At 63.5% G+C, this 24,012-nt stretch carries 20 protein-coding genes and 1 pseudogene; 15 read left to right on the top strand and 6 right to left on the bottom strand.

Translation table 11 applies throughout. From position 1 onward, the window contains the following. Window positions 1–17: 17 nt before the first annotated feature. The 8 genes and pseudogenes from NKI37_RS28655 (at window position 18) to NKI37_RS28620 (ending at window position 8,025) form a co-directional block, all read left to right on the top strand. Window positions 18–1,079, top strand: a complete 1,062-nt coding sequence (locus tag NKI37_RS28655) for an ABC transporter substrate-binding protein (RefSeq protein WP_023687931.1) — start codon at window positions 18–20, stop codon at window positions 1,077–1,079. Between the two features lie 66 nt (window positions 1,080–1,145). Beyond that, window positions 1,146–2,015, top strand: coding sequence for an ABC transporter permease (locus tag NKI37_RS28650; RefSeq protein WP_352791002.1), 870 nt, complete (start codon window positions 1,146–1,148; stop codon window positions 2,013–2,015). Beyond that, window positions 2,015–2,803, top strand: coding sequence for an ABC transporter permease (locus NKI37_RS28645; protein WP_352497992.1), 789 nt, complete (start codon window positions 2,015–2,017; stop codon window positions 2,801–2,803). The genes NKI37_RS28650 and NKI37_RS28645 overlap by 1 nt, the downstream gene beginning before the upstream one ends. Further along, window positions 2,803–3,867 carry an ABC transporter ATP-binding protein gene (locus NKI37_RS28640; protein WP_023804911.1) on the top strand — a complete coding sequence of 355 codons (1,065 nt, stop codon included), beginning with the start codon at window positions 2,803–2,805 and terminating at the stop codon, window positions 3,865–3,867. The genes NKI37_RS28645 and NKI37_RS28640 overlap by 1 nt, the downstream gene beginning before the upstream one ends. Before the next feature lie 101 nt (window positions 3,868–3,968). Then, on the top strand, window positions 3,969–5,057 hold the full coding sequence (locus NKI37_RS28635) for a Gfo/Idh/MocA family protein (protein ID WP_352791000.1): 1,089 nt from the start codon (window positions 3,969–3,971) through the stop codon (window positions 5,055–5,057). Window positions 5,058–5,111: 54 nt separating this feature from the next. Then, the gene (locus NKI37_RS28630; protein ID WP_352790998.1) at window positions 5,112–6,026 is read left to right on the top strand and encodes a sugar phosphate isomerase/epimerase family protein; all 915 of its coding nucleotides are present in this window, start codon (window positions 5,112–5,114) and stop codon (window positions 6,024–6,026) included. 16 nt (window positions 6,027–6,042) lie between these two features. Next, window positions 6,043–7,136, top strand: a pseudogene (locus tag NKI37_RS28625) (fatty acid desaturase family protein). Between the two features lie 85 nt (window positions 7,137–7,221). Continuing rightward, window positions 7,222–8,025 carry a 3-methyl-2-oxobutanoate hydroxymethyltransferase gene (locus tag NKI37_RS28620; RefSeq protein WP_023752944.1) on the top strand — a complete coding sequence of 268 codons (804 nt, stop codon included), beginning with the start codon at window positions 7,222–7,224 and terminating at the stop codon, window positions 8,023–8,025. Here the strand turns inward: NKI37_RS28620 and NKI37_RS28615 are convergent, their stop codons facing one another. Together NKI37_RS28615 and NKI37_RS28610 are read right to left on the bottom strand one after the other, a co-directional pair. After that, window positions 8,026–9,534, bottom strand: coding sequence for an HAL/PAL/TAL family ammonia-lyase (locus tag NKI37_RS28615; protein WP_352790996.1), 1,509 nt, complete (start codon window positions 9,532–9,534; stop codon window positions 8,026–8,028). Continuing rightward, window positions 9,531–10,532 (bottom strand): ornithine cyclodeaminase family protein, encoded by a 1,002-nt coding sequence (locus NKI37_RS28610; protein WP_352790994.1) that lies wholly within the window; start codon window positions 10,530–10,532, stop codon window positions 9,531–9,533. Before NKI37_RS28610 ends, NKI37_RS28615 begins: the two co-directional genes overlap by 4 nt. Window positions 10,533–10,641: 109 nt before the next feature. On the opposite strand from NKI37_RS28610, the gene NKI37_RS28605 reads away from it, so the two are divergent. The 7 genes from NKI37_RS28605 to NKI37_RS28575 all read left to right on the top strand — a co-directional run bounded on the left by NKI37_RS28605 (window position 10,642) and on the right by NKI37_RS28575 (window position 19,814). After that, window positions 10,642–12,075 (top strand): DHA2 family efflux MFS transporter permease subunit, encoded by a 1,434-nt coding sequence (locus NKI37_RS28605; protein WP_352790992.1) that lies wholly within the window; start codon window positions 10,642–10,644, stop codon window positions 12,073–12,075. 272 nt (window positions 12,076–12,347) lie between these two features. Beyond that, window positions 12,348–13,334 (top strand): ABC transporter permease, encoded by a 987-nt coding sequence (locus NKI37_RS28600; RefSeq protein WP_023668176.1) that lies wholly within the window; start codon window positions 12,348–12,350, stop codon window positions 13,332–13,334. 59 nt (window positions 13,335–13,393) lie between these two features. Beyond that, window positions 13,394–14,419: a sugar ABC transporter substrate-binding protein gene (locus NKI37_RS28595; RefSeq protein WP_023668177.1), complete on the top strand. Its 1,026-nt coding sequence runs from the start codon at window positions 13,394–13,396 to the stop codon at window positions 14,417–14,419. Between the two features lie 79 nt (window positions 14,420–14,498). Then, the gene (locus NKI37_RS28590) at window positions 14,499–16,622 is read left to right on the top strand and encodes an ABC transporter permease (RefSeq protein WP_352518736.1); all 2,124 of its coding nucleotides are present in this window, start codon (window positions 14,499–14,501) and stop codon (window positions 16,620–16,622) included. Then, window positions 16,619–17,662 carry an SMP-30/gluconolactonase/LRE family protein gene (locus tag NKI37_RS28585; protein ID WP_023696217.1) on the top strand — a complete coding sequence of 348 codons (1,044 nt, stop codon included), beginning with the start codon at window positions 16,619–16,621 and terminating at the stop codon, window positions 17,660–17,662. Before NKI37_RS28590 ends, NKI37_RS28585 begins: the two co-directional genes overlap by 4 nt. Next, window positions 17,662–19,158: a sugar ABC transporter ATP-binding protein gene (locus tag NKI37_RS28580; protein WP_023736014.1), complete on the top strand. Its 1,497-nt coding sequence runs from the start codon at window positions 17,662–17,664 to the stop codon at window positions 19,156–19,158. The genes NKI37_RS28585 and NKI37_RS28580 overlap by 1 nt, the downstream gene beginning before the upstream one ends. A gap of 248 nt (window positions 19,159–19,406) precedes the next feature. Continuing rightward, complete coding sequence (locus tag NKI37_RS28575; protein ID WP_023736013.1) at window positions 19,407–19,814, top strand: carboxymuconolactone decarboxylase family protein; 408 nt, start codon at window positions 19,407–19,409, stop codon at window positions 19,812–19,814. A 45-nt stretch (window positions 19,815–19,859) separates the two neighbouring features. Here the strand turns inward: NKI37_RS28575 and NKI37_RS28570 are convergent, their stop codons facing one another. The 4 genes from NKI37_RS28570 to NKI37_RS28555 all read right to left on the bottom strand — a co-directional run bounded on the left by NKI37_RS28570 (window position 19,860) and on the right by NKI37_RS28555 (window position 24,012). Next, the gene (locus NKI37_RS28570) at window positions 19,860–20,747 is read right to left on the bottom strand and encodes an amidohydrolase family protein (RefSeq protein WP_023687944.1); all 888 of its coding nucleotides are present in this window, start codon (window positions 20,745–20,747) and stop codon (window positions 19,860–19,862) included. Beyond that, window positions 20,747–21,883, bottom strand: coding sequence for a vWA domain-containing protein (locus NKI37_RS28565; protein ID WP_023736012.1), 1,137 nt, complete (start codon window positions 21,881–21,883; stop codon window positions 20,747–20,749). Before NKI37_RS28565 ends, NKI37_RS28570 begins: the two co-directional genes overlap by 1 nt. Window positions 21,884–22,118: 235 nt before the next feature. Beyond that, window positions 22,119–23,000, bottom strand: a complete 882-nt coding sequence (locus NKI37_RS28560; protein WP_352790989.1) for an AAA family ATPase — start codon at window positions 22,998–23,000, stop codon at window positions 22,119–22,121. A 7-nt stretch (window positions 23,001–23,007) separates the two neighbouring features. Beyond that, on the bottom strand, window positions 23,008–24,012 hold the full coding sequence (locus NKI37_RS28555) for a xanthine dehydrogenase family protein molybdopterin-binding subunit (RefSeq protein ID WP_023696212.1): 1,005 nt from the start codon (window positions 24,010–24,012) through the stop codon (window positions 23,008–23,010).

The following is a 24,012-nucleotide window of genomic DNA, read 5'->3' as shown; positions in this document are numbered from 1 at the left end:
CAATGAGAGGAACGAACATGCGCATGCCAAGACTGACTGCCCTGCTGACGGCGACCGCCGTCATCACCTCCGCGCTCACGCTGGCGGCCAGTGCCGCCGAAGTGCATGTGCTCAACTGGAAGGGCTACGGCGCCGACGAGCCGTGGGCGATCGAAGCCTTCGAAAAGGCGACCGGCAACAAGGTCGTCAACGACTTTTTCAATTCCGAACAGGAAATGCTGACCAAGATCCGGACCAATCCGGGCCTCTATGACGTGGTCATGATAAACGCCGCCTTCAACGATCAGGCGATGGCCGAAAAGCTGATCCAGCCGATCGATGTCTCGAAGCTGCCGAACTATGCCGACATCAGCAAGGACAAGGCGCAATCGCCGATGCTCGACCATGACGGCAAGGTCTATGGCGTGCCGTGGGTGTGGGGCCTGACGGCGCTGGCAATCAACGAAAAGTCCTTCGACAAGCCACCGACCTCGATCGCCGAAATGTGGGACCCAGCGCATAAGGGCCGGGTCGTCATTCGCGACGACGCTGTCGAAGCGGTGCAGTTCGGCGCCATTGCCACCGGTCAGAATATCAACGACATCAAGGATATGGAAGCGGTCAAGGCGAAGCTGACCTCGCTGATGCCGCAGATCAAGACGTTCTGGAGTTCGGAGAACGACTGGAACCAGATGGTCGCCTCCAACCAGATCGACATCGGCACCTATTGGAGCGGCTCGGCCGATCGCGCCAAGACCCACTTCAAGCTGCCGGTCTCGCTGGTCGTTCCGCAGGAAGGCGCCGTCGCCTGGCTCGACGCGTTCTCTATTCCCGTGGGCTCGAAGAATGTCGAAGGTGCGCAGGCCTTCATCAACTGGATGATCGATCCGAAATTCTATGTCGAATGGGTCACCAAGGTCGGCGCTCCGGTGTCGGCCAACACCAAGGCGGTGGAAGCGCTGCCTGAAGACTCCTTCAACCGCAAGGTGATGGGCGATCCCGAGGTGGCCAAGCGCATCCAGTTCCAGGCGCCGATCACCGACGCGCAGCGCGAGGCCTATCTGGCGCTGTGGCAGCAGCTCAAAGTCGACGTGAAGTAACGCTCACGTCCGGACCAGCCGGCGGTTGGCGCCGGCTGGCCCTTCAATCCTGGGGAGGAGGGTATCATGGCAGTACAGGGTGCGGTCGCGTCGCGCGGCGGGCTGAGATCGGCCCTGCCGCTGCTGGCGCCGGCCTATCTCTGGCTGACGGTGGCGATCTTCCTGCCGCTCTCGGCCATGGTATTCTTCTCCTTCATGACCGACCTGCCGCTGTCGGGAAAGCCGTGGGCGTTCACCCTTGGCAATTACGCCGCCTTCTTCTCGCAGAGCCTGTACCTGACGCTGCTGCTCGCTTCGCTGCGGCTCGGCCTCGAAGTGACTTTGTGGTGCGTCGTCATCGGCTACCCCGCCGCCTATGTGCTGGCCAAGGTGCTGAAGGGGCGCAGCCGCGAGGCGATCTTCCTGCTGGTCATCCTGCCGTTCTGGTCGAACGGGCTGGTGCGCATCTTCTCCTGGGCGATGGTGCTGCGCGAGGGCGGCATCCTCGACACGGCGCTCAACGCCGTGCTGCCGTTCAAGATCAACATCGACCTGATGTATTCCTATCCCGCAATCATCATCGGCCTGGTGCACTCCTACGTGCCCTATATGGTGCTGACCTGCTATCTCACGCTGCAGGCAATCGACGACTCGCTGATCGAGGCCGGGCGCTCGCTCGGCGCCTCGCGGCTGCAGGTGCTGAAGCGGGTGATCATCCCGCTGTCTATGCCCGGCCTGGTGGCAGGTGCGGCACTGATCTTCGTGCCGGTCGTCGGCTCGTTCATGGAGCCGCGCATTCTCGGCGGTCGCACCGGCACCTTCTACGGCACGGTGATCGAAGACCAGTTCGTCGCCGTGTTCAACTGGCCGCTTGGCGCGGCATTGTCGTTCATCCTGCTCGCCGTCGTGCTGGTCATCCTCGCAGTTGCCTCGCCGGTGCTGAAGAGGGCCGCGTGATGAAGACCACCCGCATCCTCCAAGGGCTGGGCCGGTTTTACATCTTCCTGCTGCTCGCCTTCCTCTATCTGCCGATCATCATCATGGCGCTGATGTCGTTCAACGTCTCGCCCTTCTACCAATTGCCGTTCGAATGGACGACGGAATGGTATGCCTCGCTCTGGCAGAACGACCAGCTGATCGCGGCCACCTGGAACAGCCTCAAGATCGCGGTCATCACCACGCTCATCTCAGTGGTGCTTGGCTCGGCCGCTTCGCTGGCGCTGTTCCGCTATGATTTCCGCGGCAAGAAAGTGCTGCAGGCGCTGCTGTTTCCGCCAATCGCCATTCCGTGGCTGATCACCGGCACGGCGATGCTGATCTTCTTCTTCGGCGTCGGCATTGGCCGCGGCCTGTTCGCCATCCTGCTCGGCCATGTGGCGCTAGCGCTGCCCTATGTCATCGTCGTCGTCTCGGCCCGGCTGCAGACTTTTGCACCGGAGCTGGAAGAGGCGGCGCGCTCGCTCGGCGCCAACCAGTGGCAAGTGACGAGGCGTGTGACGCTGCCGTGGATCATGCCCGGCGTCATTGCCGGCGGCTTGTTCGCATTTGCCGTGTCGTTCGACCAGTTCGTCGTCTCCTACTTCCTGGCGACGCCGGGCCAGACGACGCTGCCGGTCGAAATCTACGCCGCGATCCGCAAGGGTTTCACGCCCGAGATCAACGCGGTCTCGACCATCATCATCGTCGTGTCGATGGCGCTGATGCTGCTCACGGCGCGCTTCTTCAAATTCGGCGGAGAGAAATAATGGCCGGCGTGCAGGTATCGAACGTCTCCCGCAGTTTTGGCGCGCACAAGGCGCTGGACGACGTCTCCATCGATTTCGCCGATGGCGGTTTCTATGGGCTGCTTGGCCCCTCGGGCAGCGGCAAGACCACGCTGCTGCGCCAGATCGCCGGCTTCGACTTTCCCGATACTGGCCGCATCACCATTGGCGGTGAGAGTGTGGAACGCGTGCCGGTCGAAAAGCGACGCATCGGCATGGTGTTCCAGAACTATGCGCTGTTTCCCAATATGAGCGTCGCCGATAATGTCGCCTTCGGCCTGTCGGTGCGCGGCGAAACGAAAGCGACGATCGCCACCGAAGTGCAGCGCGCGCTCGATCTGGTTCAGCTCGGCAAGCTCGGCGAGCGCCGGCCGCACCAGCTCTCCGGCGGCCAACGCCAGCGTGTGGCGCTGGCGCGCGCCATCGTCACCAAGCCGCGCGTGCTGTTGCTCGACGAGCCGCTCGGCGCGCTCGACAAGGCGCTGCGCGTCGACATGCAGATCGAGCTGAAGCGCATCCAGCGCGAGATCGGCATCACCACCATCTTCGTCACCCACGACCAGGAAGAGGCGCTGACGATGAGCGACCGCATCGGCATATTGCGGGACGGCAAGCTCGTGCAGGAAGGGCCGCCGGAGGAAATCTACGACCGGCCGAAGAGCGAATTCGCCGCCACCTTCCTCGGTGACGCCAATATCCTTCGCGGCGATGCGACCGGCAACGGCATCCGGCTGCCTGATGGCACGGCGATTGCCGCCGGGGTGGGTGGTCGGCTTGCCGCCGGCACAAAGGCCAGCTGCGCCGTGCGACCCGAACGCATTCGTATCGCCACCGATGCCGGGGCATCGAGCGGCAATGCCAACACGCTGAAGGGGCAAGTCTCCAAGCGCATCTTCGCCGGCAACAACAGCACCTATTTCGTCGAGCGCGCCGGCCAGACGTTGAAAGTCATCGTCCAGAATACCGGCAGTGACCGGCTGGCCGAGGGCCAGAATGTAATGCTCAGCTGGTCGCCGGAAAGCACCGTGCTGATTGCCGCTAACTAGTTCGCACCGTCACCCCGGCATCGTTCTGATGGGAATTGATGGAGCGGACCTTGGCTGATCGACGGGCCATGGCGTTATATCCGTCCTCCAGGGAGGAATGGATGGCAGGCCAGGGTTTCGAGCCGGATGTGAGGGTTCGCACCAGCGGATACCGGATCGGTTGCATCGGCGCCGGCATGATCATGGCCGAATGCCATCTTGCCGCCTATGCGCAGGCCGGTTTCCCAGTCGTCTCCATCGCTTCGCGCACCAAGGCCAGCGCCGAGAAGGTAGCTGCACGCTGGAGCATTCCGACCATCCACGACACGCCGGAACAACTGATCGAGAATCCCGAGATCGAGATCGTCGACCTTGCCTTTCCACCCGACCAGCAGCCGGCATTGATCCGCCATGCGCTGAAGCAGCCTCACATCAAGGCGATCCTGGCGCAGAAGCCGCTGGCGCTGTCGGTCGATGAAGCCGTGAAACTGCGCGACGAAGCCGCAAAGTCCGGCAAGATCCTCTCGGTCAACCAGAACATGCGCTACGACCAGTCGATGCGCGTCCTGAAGCAGATCATCGACAGCGGCGCACTGGGCGACATCGTCTTTGCGCAGATCGACATGCATGCGATCCCGCACTGGCAGACTTTCCTTCAGGACTACGACCGGCTGACCCTGGCCAATATGAGCGTGCATCATCTCGACGTGCTGCGCTTCCTGTTCGGCGATCCCTCGGAAATCACCACGCTGACACGCAAGGACCCGCGCACGACATTCGAGCATAGCGACGGCATCACCGTCTCGACGCTGCGCTTTCCCTCCGGCGTGCTCGCCGTGTCGCTGGAGGATGTCTGGTCCGGACCGCGCCAGGAGGGCTATCTGGACGACCAGCACATCAACTGGCGCGTCGACGGCACCAAGGGTGTCGCCAAAGGCACGATCGGCTGGCCGAAAGGTGTGGCCTCGACGCTGACTTATGCGTCGACCAAGACGACCGGCGGCGAATGGGTCAGCCCGAGCTGGGACACGATGTGGTTCCCGCATGCCTTCATCGGCGTGATGGAGCAATTGCAGCATGCGGTGAAGACAGGCGCGCCGCCGGCGCTCTCCGTCGCCGACAACGTCAAGACAATGGCACTGGTCGAGGCGGGCTACCGCTCGATGGCGCAAGGCCGCACCGTCAAACTGTCCGAGATATCGATCGACTGAACATGCCGCCGAATAGTGTGGCGGCTGAATCGCTTACCGGGAGGAGTTCACATCATGATGCAGGCAGGTATCTTCACCGGCTATTTCCCCTATGAGCTCGCGGAGGCCGCCCGCCGCATCCGTGCACTCGGCTTCAACACAGTGCAGCTCGACATGCATTTCAGGGATGTCGATCTCACGGCCGGGCAGATCACCGGGGACAAGGCGAGGACAGTGCGCGACACGTTTCGCGACCACAATCTGCCGGTCTGCTGCATCTCGGGCTACACCAACATCATCCATCCCGACAAATCCGAGCGCGAGAAGCGCGTCGGCTATCTCAAGGAAATCATCCGCAATGCGCGCGACTTCGGCTCGCCCTACGTGATCTCGGAGACCGGCACCTACAACACCGAATCCGACTGGGTGCATCATCCCAAAAACAAGACCGAGGAAGGCTTCGAGGAATGCCGCAAGGTGATCTCGGACCTTGCCCAGACGGCTTACGACCATGGGGCGGTGTTCCTGCTCGAAACCTATGTCAACAATGTCGTCGGTTCGGTCGAGGAGACGGTCAAAATGTTCGCGCAGGTCGACCATCCGGGCCTGGGCCTGCTGATGGATCCGACCAATTATTTCGAGGCACACAATATCGACCGCATGGACCAGGTGCTGAACCAGGTGTTCGACACGCTGGCCGACAAGATCCGGATCGCGCATGCCAAGGATGTGAAACGCTCCGGCAGCGACAAGACGGAAAAGCATGCCGATATCGGCGGTGCGGATGCGCATGAGGGGCTGACCTTCCGCGGCGTCGGCGAGATCGAGCTGCCGGCGCCCGGGCTGGGATCGCTGAATTACGATCTCTATCTGCAGCGGCTCAGTGAGAAGCACCCGAACATCCCCGTCATCATCGAGCATCTGACCGAGGACGACGTGCCGCGGGCGAAAACATTTCTCGACGGGAAGTTCCGCGCCAACGGGCTTTGAGGTAGGCGAGACGGTGATGGCGACTGCGGCCAAGACAAAGCGCGATTACGGCCTGGTCGGCGAAAGCACCCGCCGGGCGATCGAGACCGGGCTGGCCTCGGCCGAGTGGTATCACACCGACGTGCCGCGCAAGGCAATGAAGGAAATGATGCAGCGCTCCAACGGGCCGGCGATCCGCGATACGGTGATCTGGATCGCAGCCATCCTGGGCTCGGCCGCCGGCATCGTGTGGTTCTGGGGCACGTGGTGGGTGGTGCCGTTCCTGCTCGTCTATGGCGTGCTCTATGGATCGTCGAGCGACTCGCGCTGGCACGAATGCGGCCATGGCACCGCCTTCCGCACACGCTGGATGAACCATGCGATCTACGAAATCGCCAGCTTCATGGTGGTGCGCAATCCGGTGCAATGGCGCTGGAGTCATGCGCGGCATCACACCGACACGATCATCGTCGGCCGTGACGCCGAGATCGCGGTAATGCGGCCGCCAAATCTGGTCAAGGCGGCGCTTGCCTTCACCGGCATTCTCGATTTCCGTTATTCGCTGCCGATCCTGGCGCGCCAGGCGTTGGGCAAGCTGTCGGACGACGAAAAGAGCTACATTCCTGAGACCGAACAGGGCAAGGCCATCACGGCGGCGCGCTGGCATGTCGCCGTGTACGTTGCGACGATCGCCCTCGCGATCGCGCTGGGTTCATGGCTGCCGCTGGTGCTGATCGGCCTGCCGCGTCTCTATGGCAGCTGGCACATGGTGCTGACAGGGTTGCTGCAGCATATCGGCCTGGCCGACAATGTCGTCGACCACCGGCTGAACACGCGACCGTCTACATGAACCCGGTCAGCCGCTTCATCTACTGGAACATGAATTATCACGTCGAACACCATATGTTCCCGATGGTGCCCTATCATGCGCTGCCAAGACTGCACGAGCTGGTCAAGCACGACCTGCCGGCGGCGAACCCGTCGATGTGGCATGCCTATCGCGAGGTCTGGCCGGTGCTTTTGAAGCAGCTGCGGTACGAGGATTATTTCCTCAAGCGCGAATTGCCGCCGACGGCGCGGCCCTATCGCGGTGAATTTCACGAGCTCGATATGTCGGCGGCGGCCGAGTAGCGAATAAACCACCCGCCTTCTATCCGGCCTCTTACGGGGCCGGTAAGGTGACCGGGAAAAGCAACCAGCCAACAGGGACATCCCGATGAGCCGAAAGAGACCGACCGTCGCCGATCTGCGCGCCATGAAGGGCAAGCGCCAGCTGACCATGCTGCGCGTCCTGACCATGGACGAGGCCGAGGCTGCCGAGCGGGCAGGGGTCGATATCGTCTCGGTGCCGCCCGAGCTGGTGCTCAACCCTGAGTATCGCGATGCGGCGCCCAGCCTGTTCACCATGCCGGGCGAGAACTTCTATGAAATAGGCACGGCGGACGATTTCCTGCGCTGGGCGTTCCGGCTCTACAAGGCCGGAGCCGACGCCGTTTATTGCAGCGCCGGTTTCGCCACCGTGAAGCGGCTCGCCGACGACGCGATCCCCGTGATCGGCCATGTCGGCCTCATTCCGTCCCGCGCCACCTGGACCGGCGGCTTCAAGGCCGTCGGCAAGTCCGCCGACACCGCCATGCAGATTTTTGAGGCGGTCAAGCAGTATGAGGCCGTTGGAGCGCTTGGCGCCGAGATCGAAGTGGTGCCGATCGAGGTGGCGAAGGCGATCTCGGAACGGACCTCGCTGATCATGCTGTCGATGGGTGCGGGCACCGGCTGCGACGCGCAGTATCTGTTCGCCGACGATATTCTTGGCCAGAACCGGGGCCACATGCCGCGCCATTCCAAGGTCTACCGCAACTTCGCCGCCGAGTACGATCGTCTGCAGGCGGAACGCGTCGCGGCGTTTTCCGAGTACGTTGCCGACGTCGATAGCGGCGCCTATCCGGAAGACAGGCATGTCGTGCGCATGGATCCGGCCGAGCTCAGCCTGTTCATGAAACGGGTGGACGCAAAGGGCTGACTACTCGGCCTCCTTGCCGATCATCGCTGCAACTTGCCATGTTCCGTCGGCGAGCATGGCATGGAGGACCTCGGCATCCGTTCCCAGCGGCCGGTCCTCCCTCAGCATCGCTACATGCGCGCGCACCGCGGTATGGACCGCTGCTGTGCCGGGCGCCAGCTTGAGACCGTCGCGCAGGTCCACGGCTTGCGCGGCGGCCATCAGTTCGAAGGCGATCAGCCGGCGCCATAGCGCGATCATTTCGGCGCATTTCGACACCGCCAGAGGGGTCTGCGTCGCATGGTCCTCGACGCCTTCGGACACGGCCACGAAATCCAGCATCACCGGATTGGCCTTGTGGCGGATGCCGGCCAAGATTGCGGTTGCCGTCTTTTGCAGCGGCACGAAACCGGCCGAGGCGCCGCCAACCGGCGACAGATATCTGGGCAGACCGTTGCGGCCGGAGCCGGCGAGCTGGATGAAGCGGGCAACGCTTGCCGCGGCACATTGGGCGATCGCCAGGCCGAGCGTCTCGAAGGCAAGCGCCAGCGATGCGGTGTGGAAATTGCCGGTCGACAGAACCAGCCCGTCATCGCCCAGCACCAGCGGATTGTCGGCGGCGGCATTGAGTTCGATCTCCAGCGCCAGCCGCGCCTGGTCGATCGCCTGGATCAGCGCGCCATGGATCGACGGCATGCAGCGGATCGACAGCGGGTCCTGCAAGGTGGTCGGCGTCGGCTCCTCGTCACGGGCAAGCAGGTCGCGCAGGCCCTTGGCCGCGAGTTGCTGGCAGGCTGCCGGCCGCGCCAGATGCAGGCGCGGATCGAGGATCGTGCGGTTGGCGCCAAACCCTTCCATGGTCAGCGCTCCCGCCTGCTGCTGTTGCACAAAGGCAGCCAGCGCGTCGGCCAGCGCCAGCGCACCGCTGCCGGTTGAAACCGCCGAGGCGTTGATCAGCGACAGGCCGTCTTTCGGCGCCAGGCTGATCGGAGCCAACCGCGCCATCATCAACGCCTTGGCCGCCGGCATGCGCCGACCCTGATAGTCAGCTTCGCCGTCGCCGGTCAGCAGACGGGCGGGCGCCGCCATCAGCACGAGATCGCCGGCGCCGATCGAGCCCAACTGCGGCATTACCGGATGCACGCCTGCATTGAGCGCATCGACAAGGGCGGTGAAAGCCGCCGGCGAAATGCCGGAGCCGCCGACTGCCAGCATCGCTGCGCGCGCAAGCATGGTCGCCCGCACCGCCTCTTGGGGCAACGGTTCGCCGACAGCGCCGCTTCGCCCTTCCAGCAACTGGCGCTGGAAGGCGCTGGCATCGCCCTCGACCGATGTGCCGAGATTGGCGCCGAGCCCGGTGTTGAGCCCATAGATTTGCTGACCGGACGCGGCGACCTGATCGAGCACTTTTCGCGCTTTGTCGAGCCTCTCGATGACTGTCGGTTCAACCTCGACCTTGCGGCCGCCGCGGGCGACCTGCGCAACGTCCTCGACGCTGACGCCGGCGCCGGTGAGGACGAGCGCGCTCATGCGAAGCGCAGCCTCTGGCCGATGCCTTTATCAGCAGCCTTGGCCAGCATCGCCTTGCCCAGCGCAATGTCGGACAGCGACAGGCCGCGATGCCAGAACAGGATCGTCTCGTCGTCGCTCTGGCGTCCCGGCTTGAGACCGGCAGCGATCTGGCCGAGCTCGGCGTGCAGCGTCGCTTCGCCCAGCCGCCCGGTCTCGACATGGGCGCGCAGCGAGCCGAACTTGCCGCCTTTGCACTGGCCCCAGTCGTCGACGACCATTTTCTGCATGATGTCGGTCAATGACAGCTCCACCGCGCTCATCGTACCATAGGGCACGACCAGCGCACCGGGCTTGATCCATTCGGTCTTGAGCAGCGGCTGCGGCTCCGGCAGCCGCGAGGCCTCGACGACGATGTCGGCGCCCTTGACGCAGCTCTCCCAGTCGGCAACCGCGGTAACTTTCTTGCCGAGATCGGCCGAGAGTTTGGCAGCGAAGCCGTCGCGGCTTTTCGGGCGGCGCGAATGAACGCGGATCTCGTCGAAGTCGAAGAGATGGTCGAGCAGGCGGACATTCCAATAGGCGGTGCCACGTGCGCCGATATGGGCCAGCACCTTGGAGTTCTTGCGCGCCAGATGTTTGGCGCCGATAGCGGTGACGGCGCCGGTGCGCATGTCGGTGATGACGGTGGCGTCGAGAATGGCGCGCGGCGTGCCGGTGCGCGGATCGAACAGGTTTAGAATGCCAAATTCTGAAGGGAGCCCGTGCAGATAATTGTCGACATAGTCGCCGACGATTTTCACGCCCGCCGTATCGAGCGGCTCAACGTAGCCGCGCAGAACGTTGAAATGGCCATGGAAGGAAGGGTCGGGTTCAAGATGGACGCGCGGCTCGATCACCGTCTGGCCATTGCCTTGCGCGATAAGCCCGGCTTCGACAGCGGCAATGATTTCGCCGTCGGTCATCTCCAGGGCTTCGATATCGAGGCCATTGAGGTAGTCGATATAGATAGGCTTCATGCAATGTCCTTGGCCGCCCGCCCATCCATAACAGGCTGCGAGCCGACACGGAAGTTTGTTGGATAAGCTCTGGACGGGGCCAGCCATATGCTGTTCAACGCGGTTCGCCATGACTGCCGTTCCCGACACCGAGGCCTCCGCCGTAACCGCCAGCAATGCGCGGCGCGTGGCGTTGATCGTTGCCATCGCCTTTTTCATGCAGCTGCTGGATTCGACGATCATCTCGACCTCGCTGCCGCAGATGGGACAATCCTTCGGCGTGCCGGCGGTGGCGATGAGCATCGGCATCACCGCCTATATGCTGACCATGGCAGTGTTCGTGCCGCTGTCGGGCTGGCTTGCCGACCGCTTCGGCGCGCGCAACATCTTCCTGCTGGCGATCGTACTGTTCACGCTGGCCTCGCTGGCCTGCGGCTTCTCGCAAAGTCTGCCTCAGTTCGTTGCCGCTCGCGTCGTGCAAGGCCTTGGCAGCGCGCTGATGACGCCGGTCGGGCGAATTCTGGTGCTGCGCAATGCGTCGAAATCGGAGCTGCTCAACGCCACGGCGCTGATCACCTGGCCGGCGTTGTTTGCGCCCGTGGTCGGGCCGGTGCTTGGCGGCTTCATCACAACCTATCTCTCCTGGCACTGGAATTTCTTCATCAACATCCCGCTTGGGCTGGTCGGGCTGGCGCTGGTCGCGCGCTTCATTCCGGGCGACCGCGCGGCCGATCCCAAGCCGCTGGATTGGCCGGGGTTTTTCCTCACGTCGCTGGGGCTCGCGCTGCTGCTCTACGGCCTTGAGCGCATCGCACATCCGGAAGACGGCGCTTTGCCCGCCGTGCTGCTGATTGCCGCCGGCATCGTCATCGGCTGGCTGGCGGTGCGGCATCTCCGGCGCGCGCCGCATCCGCTGCTCGATCTCAGCGCGTTCAGGGTGCAGACCTTCGCCATCTCGACGCTTGCCGCCGGCACCATTTTTCGCGTGGCGATCAACGCCACGCCGTTCCTTTTGCCGCTGCTGTTTCAGGTCGGCTTTGGCCTTTCGCCGGTCGATGCCGGCTTGATGATCCTGGCCTACTTCCTCGGCAATCTCGGCATGAAGACGGTGACGACGCCGACGCTGCGGCGCTTTGGTTTTCGCACGGTCATGGTCGTCAACGGCCTGATCGCCTCGGCCTCGATCATGGCCTGCGCGGCGATCTCGCCGGAGACGCCGCAGGCGCTGGTGGTAGCGCTGATGCTGATCGCCGGCCTGACGCGCTCGATGCAGTTCACAGCGCTGAATACTCTGGCCTTCGCCGATATCGATGCGGCGCAGCGCAGCTCGGCGGCAACTTTGTCGTCCATGCTGCAGCAGATGTCGATGCTGTTCGGCGTAGCGGTGGCGGCTGCCATTCTGAACCTGTCGCAGATCGTCAGGCACCGGCCGGCGCTCGACCTCGTCGATTTTCGCATCGCCTTCCTGGTCATCGGCGCCATCGGGCTGGCGGCGGCGTTGCGGTTCCTCGTGCTGCCGCCCGGTGCAGGCGCCGAAGTTTCAGGCCACACGTCCAGGACCTGAATTCGCAATTTTCGCCGCTCAGGCGGCAATTAATTCCGCCTTGTGCTTTCGCCTCAGAACGGCACCTTCGCGCATACGCGCAATGGTGCAACCAAATGCCAAAAGCGCAGCCTTTTCCTAGGATTGCGCCAGTTCTAGCAATCGGTGCGTCCACTGGAAGATTATCACTGCCAACGGGTGTTCCGAGCGCGGATTCATTTGACGAAGCGGCGCCGAGCCGATTAGCTTTCTTCGGAAGGGGTGGCAGAGCTGCCATCGGGGCGAATGCAGACATGAACACGATTGGCTGGCCAAATGTCAGGAGCCTGAATCAGGAAGGCATTGTCTTTGCCATCGCCGTGGTGCTGTTCGTCGCCGCTGCCATTGGGCTGCCTGGTTTCATCGCTGCCAACAATCTCGTTGCCATCGTCCGCTCGGTGTCGGTGCTGGGCATTTTGGCGCTCGGCATGGCGGTCGTCATAATCGGCAGGGGCATCGACCTGTCGGCGGTGGCGATCATGGCGATGTCGGTCGCCTGGTATCTACAATTGCTCAACGCCGGAACGCCTGATGGGCTCGCCTTCGCCTATGTGCTGGCAGGCGTGCTCGCCATCGGCCTGCTCAACGGTTTTCTCGTCGCTTATGCCGACGTGCCGGCGATCTTCGTGACGCTGGCGACCGGCTCCTTCGTCTTCGGCTATGTCCGCTCGCAACTGATCACACAGGATGCGGTGCCGGTGCCTCAGGGCCATTGGGTGGAGTTGCTCGGCGGCCTGCGTTTCCTCGACATTCCGATCGAAGTGTTCGTCTTCGCCGGGCTCGCCTTCCTGTTCTTCCTGTTCCTGCGCTACACCAAATGGGGCCGCTACATCTATTTCGCCGGCGACAATCCGGTCGCCGCGCGCAACATCGGCATTCCGGTGCGGCCAATGCTGGTGCTGCGTTATGTGGTTTCGGCCTTCGTCGCGCTGATCGCCGGCCTGCTGACGGCGTCGAGCCTGCACTCGATCAACACCCGCGTCGTCAACTCGACGCTGCTCTATGACATCGTGCTGGTGGCGGTGATCGGCGGCATCGGCCTGTCCGGCGGGCGGGGCGGAGTGCGCAATGTGCTGGTGGGCGCTGCACTTATCGGCATCCTGTCGAACGCGATGACCATCATCGACATTCCGCTGCTCTATCAAAACCTGATCAAGGCGGCGATCCTGCTCGGAGCCATCATCGTCGACGGCATCATCAATCCGCGCGACGAACAGACCGCGCAGCAGGGCGACATCTAAGGGGTACCCGACGGGTCATGCGGACCGGCCGGCAATAAGTGAAAAACAGAGGATGTGACATGAAACTGATCAGAACACTGATGGCGGCCGCCACGGCGCTTGCCGCTACCGCCTTCGTCGCGCCGACCTTCGCCGCCGACGATCCGGGCCCGGCCGCATACGCGCAGGCGCTCAAGGGCAAGCGCGTCATGCTGGTGCCGCTGGCGATGGGCTTCGACCTTGCGCAGGGCTGGTCGCACTATCTGAAGACGGAAGTCGAGGCCTGGGGCGGCACCTTCGAAACACGCGATCCGAACTGGGTCGTCGATGCCGGCGCACAGGCGATCACCGACGCGATCTCGTCCGACACAAGGCCGGACGTGCTGATCATCCATGCGCCGGATCTCAACTCCTATTCCAAGCTGATGAAGAAGGCGCAGGCTGCCGGAACCTACGTCATACTGGTCGACAATCCCGCCAACTTCCCGGCCGACGCCTTTGTCGGCAGTGACTGGGACCGGCTCGGCCAACTCGAGGCCGAAGCGGCGATCAAGGGCTGCGGCGAGAATTCGTCGAAGAAGATCGGCCTTGTGCAGGGTGATCAGGCCAACTCGTCCAGTCTCTACCAGTATGCCGGCATCATGAAGGTGCTGGAGAAGCACCCCGACTTCAAAGTCGTGGCCAAGCCCGACTCCAACTGGGATCCGACGACGTCGCGCAACGTGACGACGACAATGCTGCAGCAGAACCCGGACATCTGCTCTATCATCGACTTCTGGGATGGCGACGCCACCGGCGCATCCGCCGCCATCCGCGACGCTAAGCTCGACGGCAAGGTGTTTTTGGTCACCACCGGCGGCGGTGAAAAGGCGGCCGATTGCGACAAGCTGCAGGACGGCACCTATGGCGCCGTTGTCATGACAGACCTTGCCCGCCAGTCCGGCGACATGAACGCTATCATCAAGTTCCTGCTGCAGAGCGGCCAGCCGGCCGGCACGTCGCACACCTACATCTACACACTGGAGAAGGCTACGACCAAGGCCGACCTCAAGCCCGACAGCTGCTGGGACCTGAAGGCGCTGCAGGCCGAAGCGGCGGCGAAGTAAGCCGCGCTTTTTCGACTGAAATAAACGAGGTGGCTGGACAATCCGGTCACCTCGTTCCCTCATGGAATAGCAGCCGCCGATGTCCTTTCGCGAACGCCTCCAGTCCTGGCGCTACAATCTCGTGCCCGACCATCTGGTCGGCGAAATCCTGACAAAACGCTGGACCGACAACGCCATTCCGTTCCTGGCGCTGGTGGCGACGCTCAGCGTGTTCGGCTCGATCATTCCCGGCTTCTTCAAGCTGACCTCGCTACAGGAATCGACCCGCCAGCTCGGCGAGTTCTCGATGGTGGTCACCGGCATGACGGTGGTGATGCTGGGCGGCGGCATCGATCTGTCCGTCGGTTCGATCTTCGCGCTGTCCTGCTTCTCCGCCGTCTATGTCTTCTTCATTCTCGAACAGTCTATCTGGCTGGCGGTGGCGGCATCGCTCGCCACCGGCCTCATCTTCGGCGCCGTCAACGGCTACCTCGTCGGCTATCTCAGGCTGCGCGCCTTTCTGACTACGCTGGTCACCTTCATTTTTGGCCGGGCGCTGTTCGATATTCTCGTCACCACCTATGCCGCAGACGTGCAGCTTTCCCAGGCGACATCCGATGTGCTCGACTTCATCGGCGACAGCACCTTCTGGGGGCTTTCGGTCTCGGTGTGGCTGGCGATCATTCTTGCCATCGTCACCCATATCGCGCTGACGCGCTCACGGCCGGGCTGGCATGTGCTGGCGGTCGGCGGATCCAGGCGCTCGGCGCACAATGCCGGCATTCGCGTGCGCCGCACCGTGTTCATGACCTATGTCTTTTCCGGCTTCTGCGCCTCGATCGGCGGCTTCCTGATCGCTTGCCGCCTGAGTGGGGCAGGGCCGGGCACCGGCCTCAACCTTGAGATCATGGCGCTGACGGCGGCGGTGGTCGGCGGCGTCAGCCTGGGTGGTGGCCGCGGCTCGGTCATCAAGGGGCTGATGGGCGCCATCATCGTGCTGACCATGACCAACGGGCTGATCCGGCTGGGCTATGGCACCGGCACCAACCAGATGGTGCTGGGCATCATGCTGGCGGTGGCGGTGACGATCGACATTCGCTGGCTGAAGAACCGCCATAAGGTGCTCAACGAAGTCTATGTCGCGCCGGTCTATCTCAAGATGGGCGAGACACAGTCTGCGGTGCCGGGCTCAGGCACGCCCTACGCGCTCGACAACCGGCTGTCGGCGGCCGACCATATCGGGCTCGGCGAGTTGGAAGGGCCGGAAGACGTCATCCTCGACCGCGACGATCACCTCTATTGCGGCACGCGCCATGGCGAGATCGTCCGCTTCTTCGCGCCGGACTATGTGAAATCGGAGGTGTTTGCCCACATCGGCGGCTTTCCGCTGGGCCTGGCCTTCGACAAATCGGGCAATCTGATCAGCTGCGTCGGCGCCATGGGGCTCTATTCCGTCTCGCCGGATCGGGAAGTGAAGCGCCTGTCGGCCGAGACGTCGCGCTCCTGGACCTCGATCGTCGACGATGCGCGGCTGCGCGACCCCAATGATTGCGACATCGCGCCGGACGGGCGCATCTATTTCACTGACTCCACCAAGCGCTATGACGCCCACGATTGGGCACTGGACTCGATCGAGAACCGCGCCACCGGCCGGCTGCTGGTCTATGACCCGAAGGACGGTTCGACGAAGACACTGCTCGACGGCTACCGCTACACCAACGGTGTGTGCATGGCGCATGACGGCAAGTCGCTGTTCTTCGCTGAGAGCTGGGCCTGCCGCGTGCATCGCTACTGGCTGGAAGGGCCGAAGGCGGGCGCCGCCGAATGCGTCATCCGCGACATGCCGGGCTATCCCGACAACATCAACCGCGCCTCCGACGGCAATTACTGGATGGCATGGCTCGGCATGCGCACGCCGAGCTTCGACCTGTCGCTGCGCCATCCCGATATGCGCAAGCGCATGACGCGCCGGCTGCCGCAGGACGAGTGGCTGTTCCCCAACATCAACACCGGCGGCGTGGTGAAATTCAACGACAAGGGCGGCATTATCGAGGCGATGGGCGACCTCACCGGCGGCGCGCATCCGATGGTCACCTCGATGCGCGAGCACAAGGGTTTCCTGTTCGTCGGCGGCATCCTCAACAACCGCATCGGCCGCTACAAGATTGCGGGCGCGGACCCGACCTGGACCAGCTCCGCTTCTTATTGGGGAACGCAGCCATGATCCTCGATCCCATCTTGGACATGTTTCGCGGCAAGGCCGTCACCATCCCGCCGCTCGACGGCGCCTTCCGGCCCAACACGCGGCTCGATGATGCGCCGGTTTTTGCCGGACTGATCGAACCCGACAATCTGCTGGTTGCCGATGGCCGGCTGCTCGCTTCCAGCGGCAACGCCATCTATTCGCTTGCCGCAGAAGTGGAGCCGAAGGTTGTCGAGACCTTTCCTTCCCCCATCACTGCGCTGGCTCTATCACTGTCGGGAGAACTGACGGTCGGACTTGAGAGCGGCAAGCTGCTGGTCGCCGGCAAGGAGGTTTCGCTGCCGTCTGGCGTCAGCTGCATCACCGCGCTTGCCTATGCCGAGGACGACACGTTGTGGCTGGCCAATGGCTCGGCTGAGCATGCGCCGTCGCTATGGGCCGCCGACCTGATGAAGAAGGGCGCGTCCGGATCGCTTTGGAGGCGGGACGCAGCCGGCGGCGGGTTCCGCAAAGTGGCCGGCGAGATCGCCTTTCCCTATGGGCTCCATCCCACGGGGCGAGATGTGCTGGTCAGCGAAAGCTGGCGTCACCAGCTCGTTCGCTTCGATGGTGCAACCGGTAGCCGCTCGACCGTGCTGACGCATCTGCCCGGCTATCCCGCGCGCCTTGCGCCGGCCGGCGATGGCGGCGCGTGGCTGGCCCTGTTCGCGCCGCGCAACCGGCTGATCGAATTCGTGCTGCAGGAAACGCATTACCGGCGCGACATGATCGACCAAGTGCCTCCGGCCTATTGGATCGCGCCGGCGCTGGCCTCCAACCGCAGCTTCCTCGAACCGCTGCAATGTGGCGGCATCCGCACCATGGGCATCCACAAGCCCTGGTCGCCGAGCCGCTCCTACGGGCTGGTGGTGAAGCTCGACCGGACCATGCAGCCGCAATTCAGCCTGCACAGCCGCGCCGACGGCACGCGCCACGGCATTTGCAGCGTGGCGGAGAAGGACGGACTTCTATTCATCGCCTCCAGGGGCGGCGATTGCGTGCTCGACGCGGGAGGTTTCTGATGGAACCGATCGTGCGCCTGGAAAATGTCACCAAGAACTATCGCGGCGTGCCCGCGGTCAGACAAGTCAGCTTCGAACTGCGCAAGGGCGAAATCCACGCGCTGCTCGGCGAGAATGGCGCCGGAAAATCGACACTGACCAAGATCATTGCCGGCGTCGTCGACGCCACTTCCGGCAAGATGTTCCACAAAGGCCGCGAGATCGCCTACGCCTCGCCGCATGCGGCGCTCGAGGCCGGCATCGCCATGGTGTTCCAGGAGACCAGCCTGGTGCCGTCGATGACAGTGGCGCAGAACCTCTATCTCGGCACCGAAAAGTTTCTCAACCGGCTGCGCGGCACCTACATTTCGGCGCAACAGTTTTTGCAATCGCTGAACTTCCCGGTCGACCCGAACGCCATGGTGGCAACGCTCGGCGCGGCCAAGCGTCAGATGGTCGAGATCGCGCGCGCCGTTCACCACAATGCCGAGATTATCATCTTCGACGAGCCGACGGCGACGCTGACGCCGGAGGAGAAGCGGCACTTTTTCGCACTGATCCGGCGGCTGAAGGCGAACGGCGTCTCGATCGTCTTCATCAGCCATGCATTGGAAGAGGCGCTAATGATCGCCGACCGCATCACAATCCTGCGCGATGGCGAGTTGGTCATAACCGACGACACATCGGCCTTCGATCGCGACAAGATCGTCGCCGCCATGGTAGGGCGCACTTTGTCGGGACAGATCTACCGCCAGCGCGACGAGGCGAAGCTGCGCAAGGCCGGCAAGAAGGTGCTGTCGGTGCAGGACATTTCGATGAGCAATGTCGTGCGCAACACCTCCTTCTCGATCTTTCAGGGACAGATCACCGGCGTGTTCGGGCTGATCGGCTCGGGCCGCACCGAGACCTTCAAGATCGTGTCGGGCATCTACAAGCGCGATTTCCTGCGCGGCGGCGCCATCGAGCTGGACGACCGGCCGGTACGCTATCTCGTGCCGAGCGAAGCGGTCGCCGACGGCATCGTCTACGTCTCCGAGGACCGCAAAAGCGAGGGCATTTTCGAGACGATGGGCATTGCCGAGAATTTGTTCGGCGGGCTCCTGGCGGCGGGCCGCGAAAAGGCCTGGGTGATCAACCAGCAGGAGATGCGCACGCTTTCCGCAGAATGGACGAAGACGCTGAACATCAAGGCGATAAACGACAACGCCCGCGTGGTCGAGCTTTCCGGTGGCAACCAGCAGAAGGTGGTGATCGGCAAGGGGCTGGTGCAGCAGCCGCGCATCGTCATCTTCGACGAGCCGACGCGCGGCGTCGATGTCGGCGCCATCGCCGAGATCCACCAGATCATCAACCGGCTGGCCGATGAGGGGCTGGCGGTGGTGGTGATCTCGTCCTACCTGCCGGAAATCATGAACCTGTCGGATCGGATTCTGGTGTGCCGACAGGGGCGCATCGTGGAGGAGTTCTCGCCGGCGGAGGCGACGGAGGAGAAGATCATGTATGCGGCAGTGCACTAGGTTGCCGGTCGGTGTTTGACGGTGCGCATACGTCACCAATTGGCGAAGGCCTCAGCGCCTTCGTCATCCTCGGGTCTCCGCGACGGCGCTTCGCGCCTGCTTCGCCCGTGAATGACGAAGCTGAGATGCTTCGGCCAATCGCCATGGTTCTGTCAGCATCAAAAACTGAATCGGAATAGCCGGTTAGCCGCCCTTGCTCGAAACCTGATTCAACCACCTGATCCACCGATTCAACGAAAGGAAACGCCATGGCCGCCACAAAACTCCTCAGCGATGCCGAGGTCGAAAAAATCCCGGTTGCGAAGGCTGTGTTCGACGACATCCGCGCGACGCGCAAGTCGGACTTCGTCAACAATTTCTGGCGCGGGCTGGCCAACGATCCGGCCTTGCTGAAACGGACATGGGACCAGGTGAAAGTGGTGATGGCTACGGAAAGCGCCATCGATCCGCTGACCAAGGAGATGATCTACATCGCTGTGTCGACCGCCAATGGCTGTTCCTATTGCGTCCATTCGCATACGGCAGCTGCCCGCGCCAAAGGCTTGACCGATGCGCAGCATGGCGAGCTGGCGTCGATCATCGGGCTGGCCGGGCAGACCAACCATCTGGTGACTGCGATGCAGATTCCGGTCGATCCTGAGTTTGAAGTGAAGTGAGGGGCGGCTTTCGCTTCTCCCCTGTGGGAGAAGGGAAAGCGTGCGCTATGCCGGTCTGTAAACCTTCTCTGCTGTATTCCAAAAGATATCCGCTTCCGCCACCGGACCGTGCTTCGCCACGGCTGCACGATGCGCCTTGATCAGTTCGGCGTGGCTGGTCCAGAGCTTCTCTATCGGGAAGTTGGAGCCGAACATCAGGTGGTCAGCGCCCAGAATGTCGATCGCATTGTCGACGATGTAGGCAATCAACGCCGGATCGTTGCGGTGGGCGAAGGTGCCGAGGCCCGACAGCTTGGCGTAGAAGTTCGGCGCTGTTGATAGAGTACTCAGGCCGGCTTTCCAGGCCTCGGTGGTTTCCGGCTCCATGCCGGTCAGCATGCCGGCATGGGTGAGGATGAAGTTGATCTGCGGGTTCTCGCCGACCAGCGTCAGCCCGTCCTTCATCTGGGCAGGGAAAAGCTGCAGGTCGAAGGACAGGCCATAGTCTTTAAGCCGCGCGACATTGGCCCGCACCTTGGGGTCGATGACCTGATCGGCCGAGGCAGCGAAGCGGAAGGCCGGCGTCTCGTGCCAATGCAGCTGCATGCGCACGCCGCGCAGCAGCGGGTACTTTTTCAATCGATCGATCTGGGGCCGGACATCGTCGACAGTCATATCGGTATAGCCGACGATAGCGTGCGGCCAGCCGGTCTCGTCGGCAGTCTTCTGCAGGAAGGCGACTTCTTTTTCGAAATCCTCCTTGGCCCAGTTGGTCTGGACATAGACGGCCTTCTCGACACCTGCGCCTTGCTGATCGGCGAGAAATTCCTCGATCGGATAGTCGCGGCGAATCGGCTCGTAGGGGCCAAAAATGCGCGGCACCATCGGGCCGACCAGCCAGGGCTGATCCTGCTGGCGCCAGATGTGGAAATGCGCGTCGATGGCTTTCTGCATCACGATACCCTTTTCCAGATTGCCGACGCCGCCGGGGCAGGGCGGGCGAGCGACAGGATGAAATCGGTGAGGCTCCCGGGCGACGAGCCGTCGATGAGATCGTCGAGATCAGGCAGGATGGCGCGGAGTGCTGCCGTGGCGGGAAGGAAACGCGGGTCACCGGCCAGCGGTGTGGCCAGCGACAGGCGAAAGGCGCGGGCGCTCAGGCGGCGTATCGCGGTCTCGAGATCGGCATGGTCGCCGCGCTCCAGCGCGTCCGACAGGATGATCACAGCGGCACCGCGCGTGAAGGCCGAGAACCGCGGCACAGAGAGGAAGGCGAGCAGGGTCGGTCCCATGCGCGTGCCGCCGTCCCAGTCGTCTACGAGTGCCGCCGCTCGGGCGAGAGCCTGGTCGCGATCGCGGATACGCAGTGCGGACGTGATTCGGGTGAGCTGCGTGCCGAAGGTGAAGATTTCGGCACGGTCAGCACCTTGTACGGCGGCGTGCGCCAATTTGAGATAATCCGATGTGTGCAGCTTCATCGAGCCGGAGACGTCGATGAGGATCAGCAGTTTGCGCGGCACCGTCTGGCGGCGGCGGAGCTGCGGCGAGGGGATATCGCCATCGGCGCTGACGATTTCCCTGAGCGAGCGGCGCAGGTCGAGCTTGCCGCGCGAATGGGTGCGCACGGTGCGGAATGAGCGGCGCGCGGGGAGGGCAGCCGACAGCTTGCGGCGAAAGGCGGTCAGCCTGTCATCGTCGCGCTGAAAATCGCGCGTGCTCAGTTGCTCCAGGCCCGACGACAGCTCGCCGCCTTTCTCCTGGCGCGTCGTCTGTTTCTCCTCCTGGCGCGTGCCGTGATCGTCTTTGATGCGGGTTTCCTCGTCTTCCTCGCCTTCGATCGAGGGTTGGCCATCGCCATGGAAGTGATTGCGAAAATGCGCCTCGAATTCGCCGCGGCGATCGGGCGGGGGGGCAAGCGTTGCGAGCGCCGCCTCGCGGATGTCGGCCATGGAGCGCGGGCCGAGCAGGGTTATGGCCTGCATGAAGCTGCAGACCTGCTCGGGGGCGACGGCAAAGGCGTGGCGGCGCAGCAGCCGGGCGAAGTCGAGGAAGGGCGCGGAGGCGAGAGGAAGGGTTCCCTGACGCATCATTCCTTCGCGCCCCCCTCTGTCCTGCCGGACATCTCCCCCACAAGGGGGGAGATCAGCAGCTTTGGCGCTTCGGTTCTTTCTGCGCCGCTGGAGATTGGCGAAAGCCAGGATGACGGCTGATCTCCCCCCTTGTGGGGGAGATGTCCGGCAGGACAGAGGGGGGCGCTGTCCCGCCAGCGTTGCAGAGTGCCCAGGTGAGGCCACCTCGCTGTGAACGAGCTGTTGACCTCACACGTCACCCCAGCGCCTCCTCGACGATGGCACCAAGCTCCGGCGCGATCGCGGACAAATCCTCCTCGTCCTTGATCAGCACGCCGATGGCGCGGCGGAAGGCTTGCGGCCATGGGCTGCCGCCTTTCTCCAGTATGGTGGCGGCGTTGGCCCATTCGACGGCCTCGGAGATGCCGGGCGGCTTGGCCAGTGGCCGCGCGCGGATCGACTGCACGGCATTCGCCACGGCGCGCGCGGTGGTCTCGGCGACATCGCCGGCGCGCAGCATGATGATGGCGGCTTCGCGCTCGGCGTCGGGATAGCCGATCCAGTGATAGACGCAACGCCGACGCAGCGCCTCCGCCAGTTCGCGGGTTCGGTTCGAGGTCAGGATGACGATCGGCTGCGCCTCGGCGCGGATCGTGCCGCGCTCAGGGATGCTGATCTGGAAGTCGGAGAGGAATTCGAGAAGCAGCGCTTCGAATTCGTGGTCGGAGCGGTCGATCTCGTCGACCAGCAGCACGCGCTGCTCCGGCGCCCGCAGCACCTGCAGCAATGGCCGCGCGATCAGAAAGCGGTCGTCATAGATGTCGATCTCATGCTCGCCGGCATGGCGGATGGCGAGCAGCTGGCGCTGGTAGTTCCATTCGTAGAGCGCGTGTGCTGCGTCGATGCCTTCATAGCATTGCAGCCGCACCAGATCGCGGCCAAGCAGTTGCGCGATCGCCTTCGCAGCTTCGGTCTTGCCAACGCCGGGCGCGCCTTCCAGCAGCAGCGGCTTGCCGAGCCGTATGGCCAGGAAGATGGCGGTGGCCAGGCTGTCGTCGGCGAGGTAGCGCGATCCAGCGAGGTGGCATGCCACCGCCTCCGGCGAGGTCGCGACAGTCTCGGCATTCGGCTCCTGCATGTCGTCCTCAGTTCGCCGCTTGCGCCTTCAGCGCGCGCAATATGCGCTCCGGTGTGATCGGCAGCGTGTCGATGCGCACGCCGACGGCGTCGAAGACGGCATTGGCAACCGCGGGGATCTGCGGGTTCGCGCACATTTCGCCTGGTCCTTTGGCACCGTAAGGACCATCCGCCGACGGCCGCTCCAGCACGATGATCTCGGTTTGGGCGAGATCGCCCGGTCCCGGCATCAGATACTGGTTGAAGTCGGTGCCGCCATGGTCGCGGTTGGGATAATAGGGCTCGGTCGTTTCGTAGAGCGCGTGGCTGATGCCCATCCAGGAACCGCCGACCAGTTGCTGCTCGACCATTTTCGGGTTCAGCGCGCGGCCGATCTCAAAGACGTTCTTGACGGTCAGCACCGTAACCTCGCCCGTCTCGTCATCGACCTCGACCTCGGCCACCGTGCAGGCATGGGCGTAGCAGGTCGACGGCTTCATCGCGCCGGTCTCTTTCTCCGGATAGGAGCGCGGGATCAGGAACATGCCGCGGCCTGAGATCGAGCGGCCACGCTTGAAATGAGCCGACAGCGCGACATCGAAGATCGAGATCGACTTTTGCGGCGCGCCCTTGACCAGAATGTTGCCCTCGCCATCAGTTTCGAGATCGGAGGCGTTCACCTCCAGCTCTTCCGCCGCCACTTCCAGCATCACCTGGCGCGCTTCCTTGGCCGCCTGGATGACGGCGTTGCCGGCGCGGTGGGTGCCGCGCGAGGCGAAGGTGCCCATGCAGTGCGGACCGGTGTCGGTGTCGGCGGTGTCGATGGTAACCCGGTCCGTCGGCACGCCGATGGTCTCGGCGCAGATCTGCGCCATGATCTGCTTCAAGCCCTGACCGAGATCGACGCTGGAAAGCGTCACCATGAAATTGCCGGTCGGCGTCGAATGCACCAGCGCCTGCGTCGGGTCGCCGCCAAGGTTCATGCCCGTCGGATAGTTGATCGCGGCGACGCCGCGTCCGCGCCTTAGCGCCAT

This window comes from Mesorhizobium sp. M0626, assembly GCF_040320665.1.
GTDB lineage: Bacteria > Pseudomonadota > Alphaproteobacteria > Rhizobiales > Rhizobiaceae > Mesorhizobium.
This window is presented reverse-complemented; position numbering and strand designations above follow the sequence as displayed.

Coding starts and splice junctions, on each gene's coding strand:
- NKI37_RS28655 (WP_023687931.1), top strand. CDS start 18: ATGCGCATGCCAAGACTGACTGCCCTGCTGACGGCGACCGCCGTCATC.
- NKI37_RS28650 (WP_352791002.1), top strand. CDS start 1,146: ATGGCAGTACAGGGTGCGGTCGCGTCGCGCGGCGGGCTGAGATCGGCC.
- NKI37_RS28645 (WP_352497992.1), top strand. CDS start 2,015: ATGAAGACCACCCGCATCCTCCAAGGGCTGGGCCGGTTTTACATCTTC.
- NKI37_RS28640 (WP_023804911.1), top strand. CDS start 2,803: ATGGCCGGCGTGCAGGTATCGAACGTCTCCCGCAGTTTTGGCGCGCAC.
- NKI37_RS28635 (WP_352791000.1), top strand. CDS start 3,969: ATGGCAGGCCAGGGTTTCGAGCCGGATGTGAGGGTTCGCACCAGCGGA.
- NKI37_RS28630 (WP_352790998.1), top strand. CDS start 5,112: ATGATGCAGGCAGGTATCTTCACCGGCTATTTCCCCTATGAGCTCGCG.
- NKI37_RS28620 (WP_023752944.1), top strand. CDS start 7,222: ATGAGCCGAAAGAGACCGACCGTCGCCGATCTGCGCGCCATGAAGGGC.
- NKI37_RS28615 (WP_352790996.1), bottom strand. CDS start 9,534: ATGAGCGCGCTCGTCCTCACCGGCGCCGGCGTCAGCGTCGAGGACGTT.
- NKI37_RS28610 (WP_352790994.1), bottom strand. CDS start 10,532: ATGAAGCCTATCTATATCGACTACCTCAATGGCCTCGATATCGAAGCC.
- NKI37_RS28605 (WP_352790992.1), top strand. CDS start 10,642: ATGACTGCCGTTCCCGACACCGAGGCCTCCGCCGTAACCGCCAGCAAT.
- NKI37_RS28600 (WP_023668176.1), top strand. CDS start 12,348: ATGAACACGATTGGCTGGCCAAATGTCAGGAGCCTGAATCAGGAAGGC.
- NKI37_RS28595 (WP_023668177.1), top strand. CDS start 13,394: ATGAAACTGATCAGAACACTGATGGCGGCCGCCACGGCGCTTGCCGCT.
- NKI37_RS28590 (WP_352518736.1), top strand. CDS start 14,499: ATGTCCTTTCGCGAACGCCTCCAGTCCTGGCGCTACAATCTCGTGCCC.
- NKI37_RS28585 (WP_023696217.1), top strand. CDS start 16,619: ATGATCCTCGATCCCATCTTGGACATGTTTCGCGGCAAGGCCGTCACC.
- NKI37_RS28580 (WP_023736014.1), top strand. CDS start 17,662: ATGGAACCGATCGTGCGCCTGGAAAATGTCACCAAGAACTATCGCGGC.
- NKI37_RS28575 (WP_023736013.1), top strand. CDS start 19,407: ATGGCCGCCACAAAACTCCTCAGCGATGCCGAGGTCGAAAAAATCCCG.
- NKI37_RS28570 (WP_023687944.1), bottom strand. CDS start 20,747: ATGCAGAAAGCCATCGACGCGCATTTCCACATCTGGCGCCAGCAGGAT.
- NKI37_RS28565 (WP_023736012.1), bottom strand. CDS start 21,883: ATGATGCGTCAGGGAACCCTTCCTCTCGCCTCCGCGCCCTTCCTCGAC.
- NKI37_RS28560 (WP_352790989.1), bottom strand. CDS start 23,000: ATGCAGGAGCCGAATGCCGAGACTGTCGCGACCTCGCCGGAGGCGGTG.
- NKI37_RS28555 (WP_023696212.1), bottom strand. CDS start 24,012: ATGGCGCTAAGGCGCGGACGCGGCGTCGCCGCGATCAACTATCCGACG.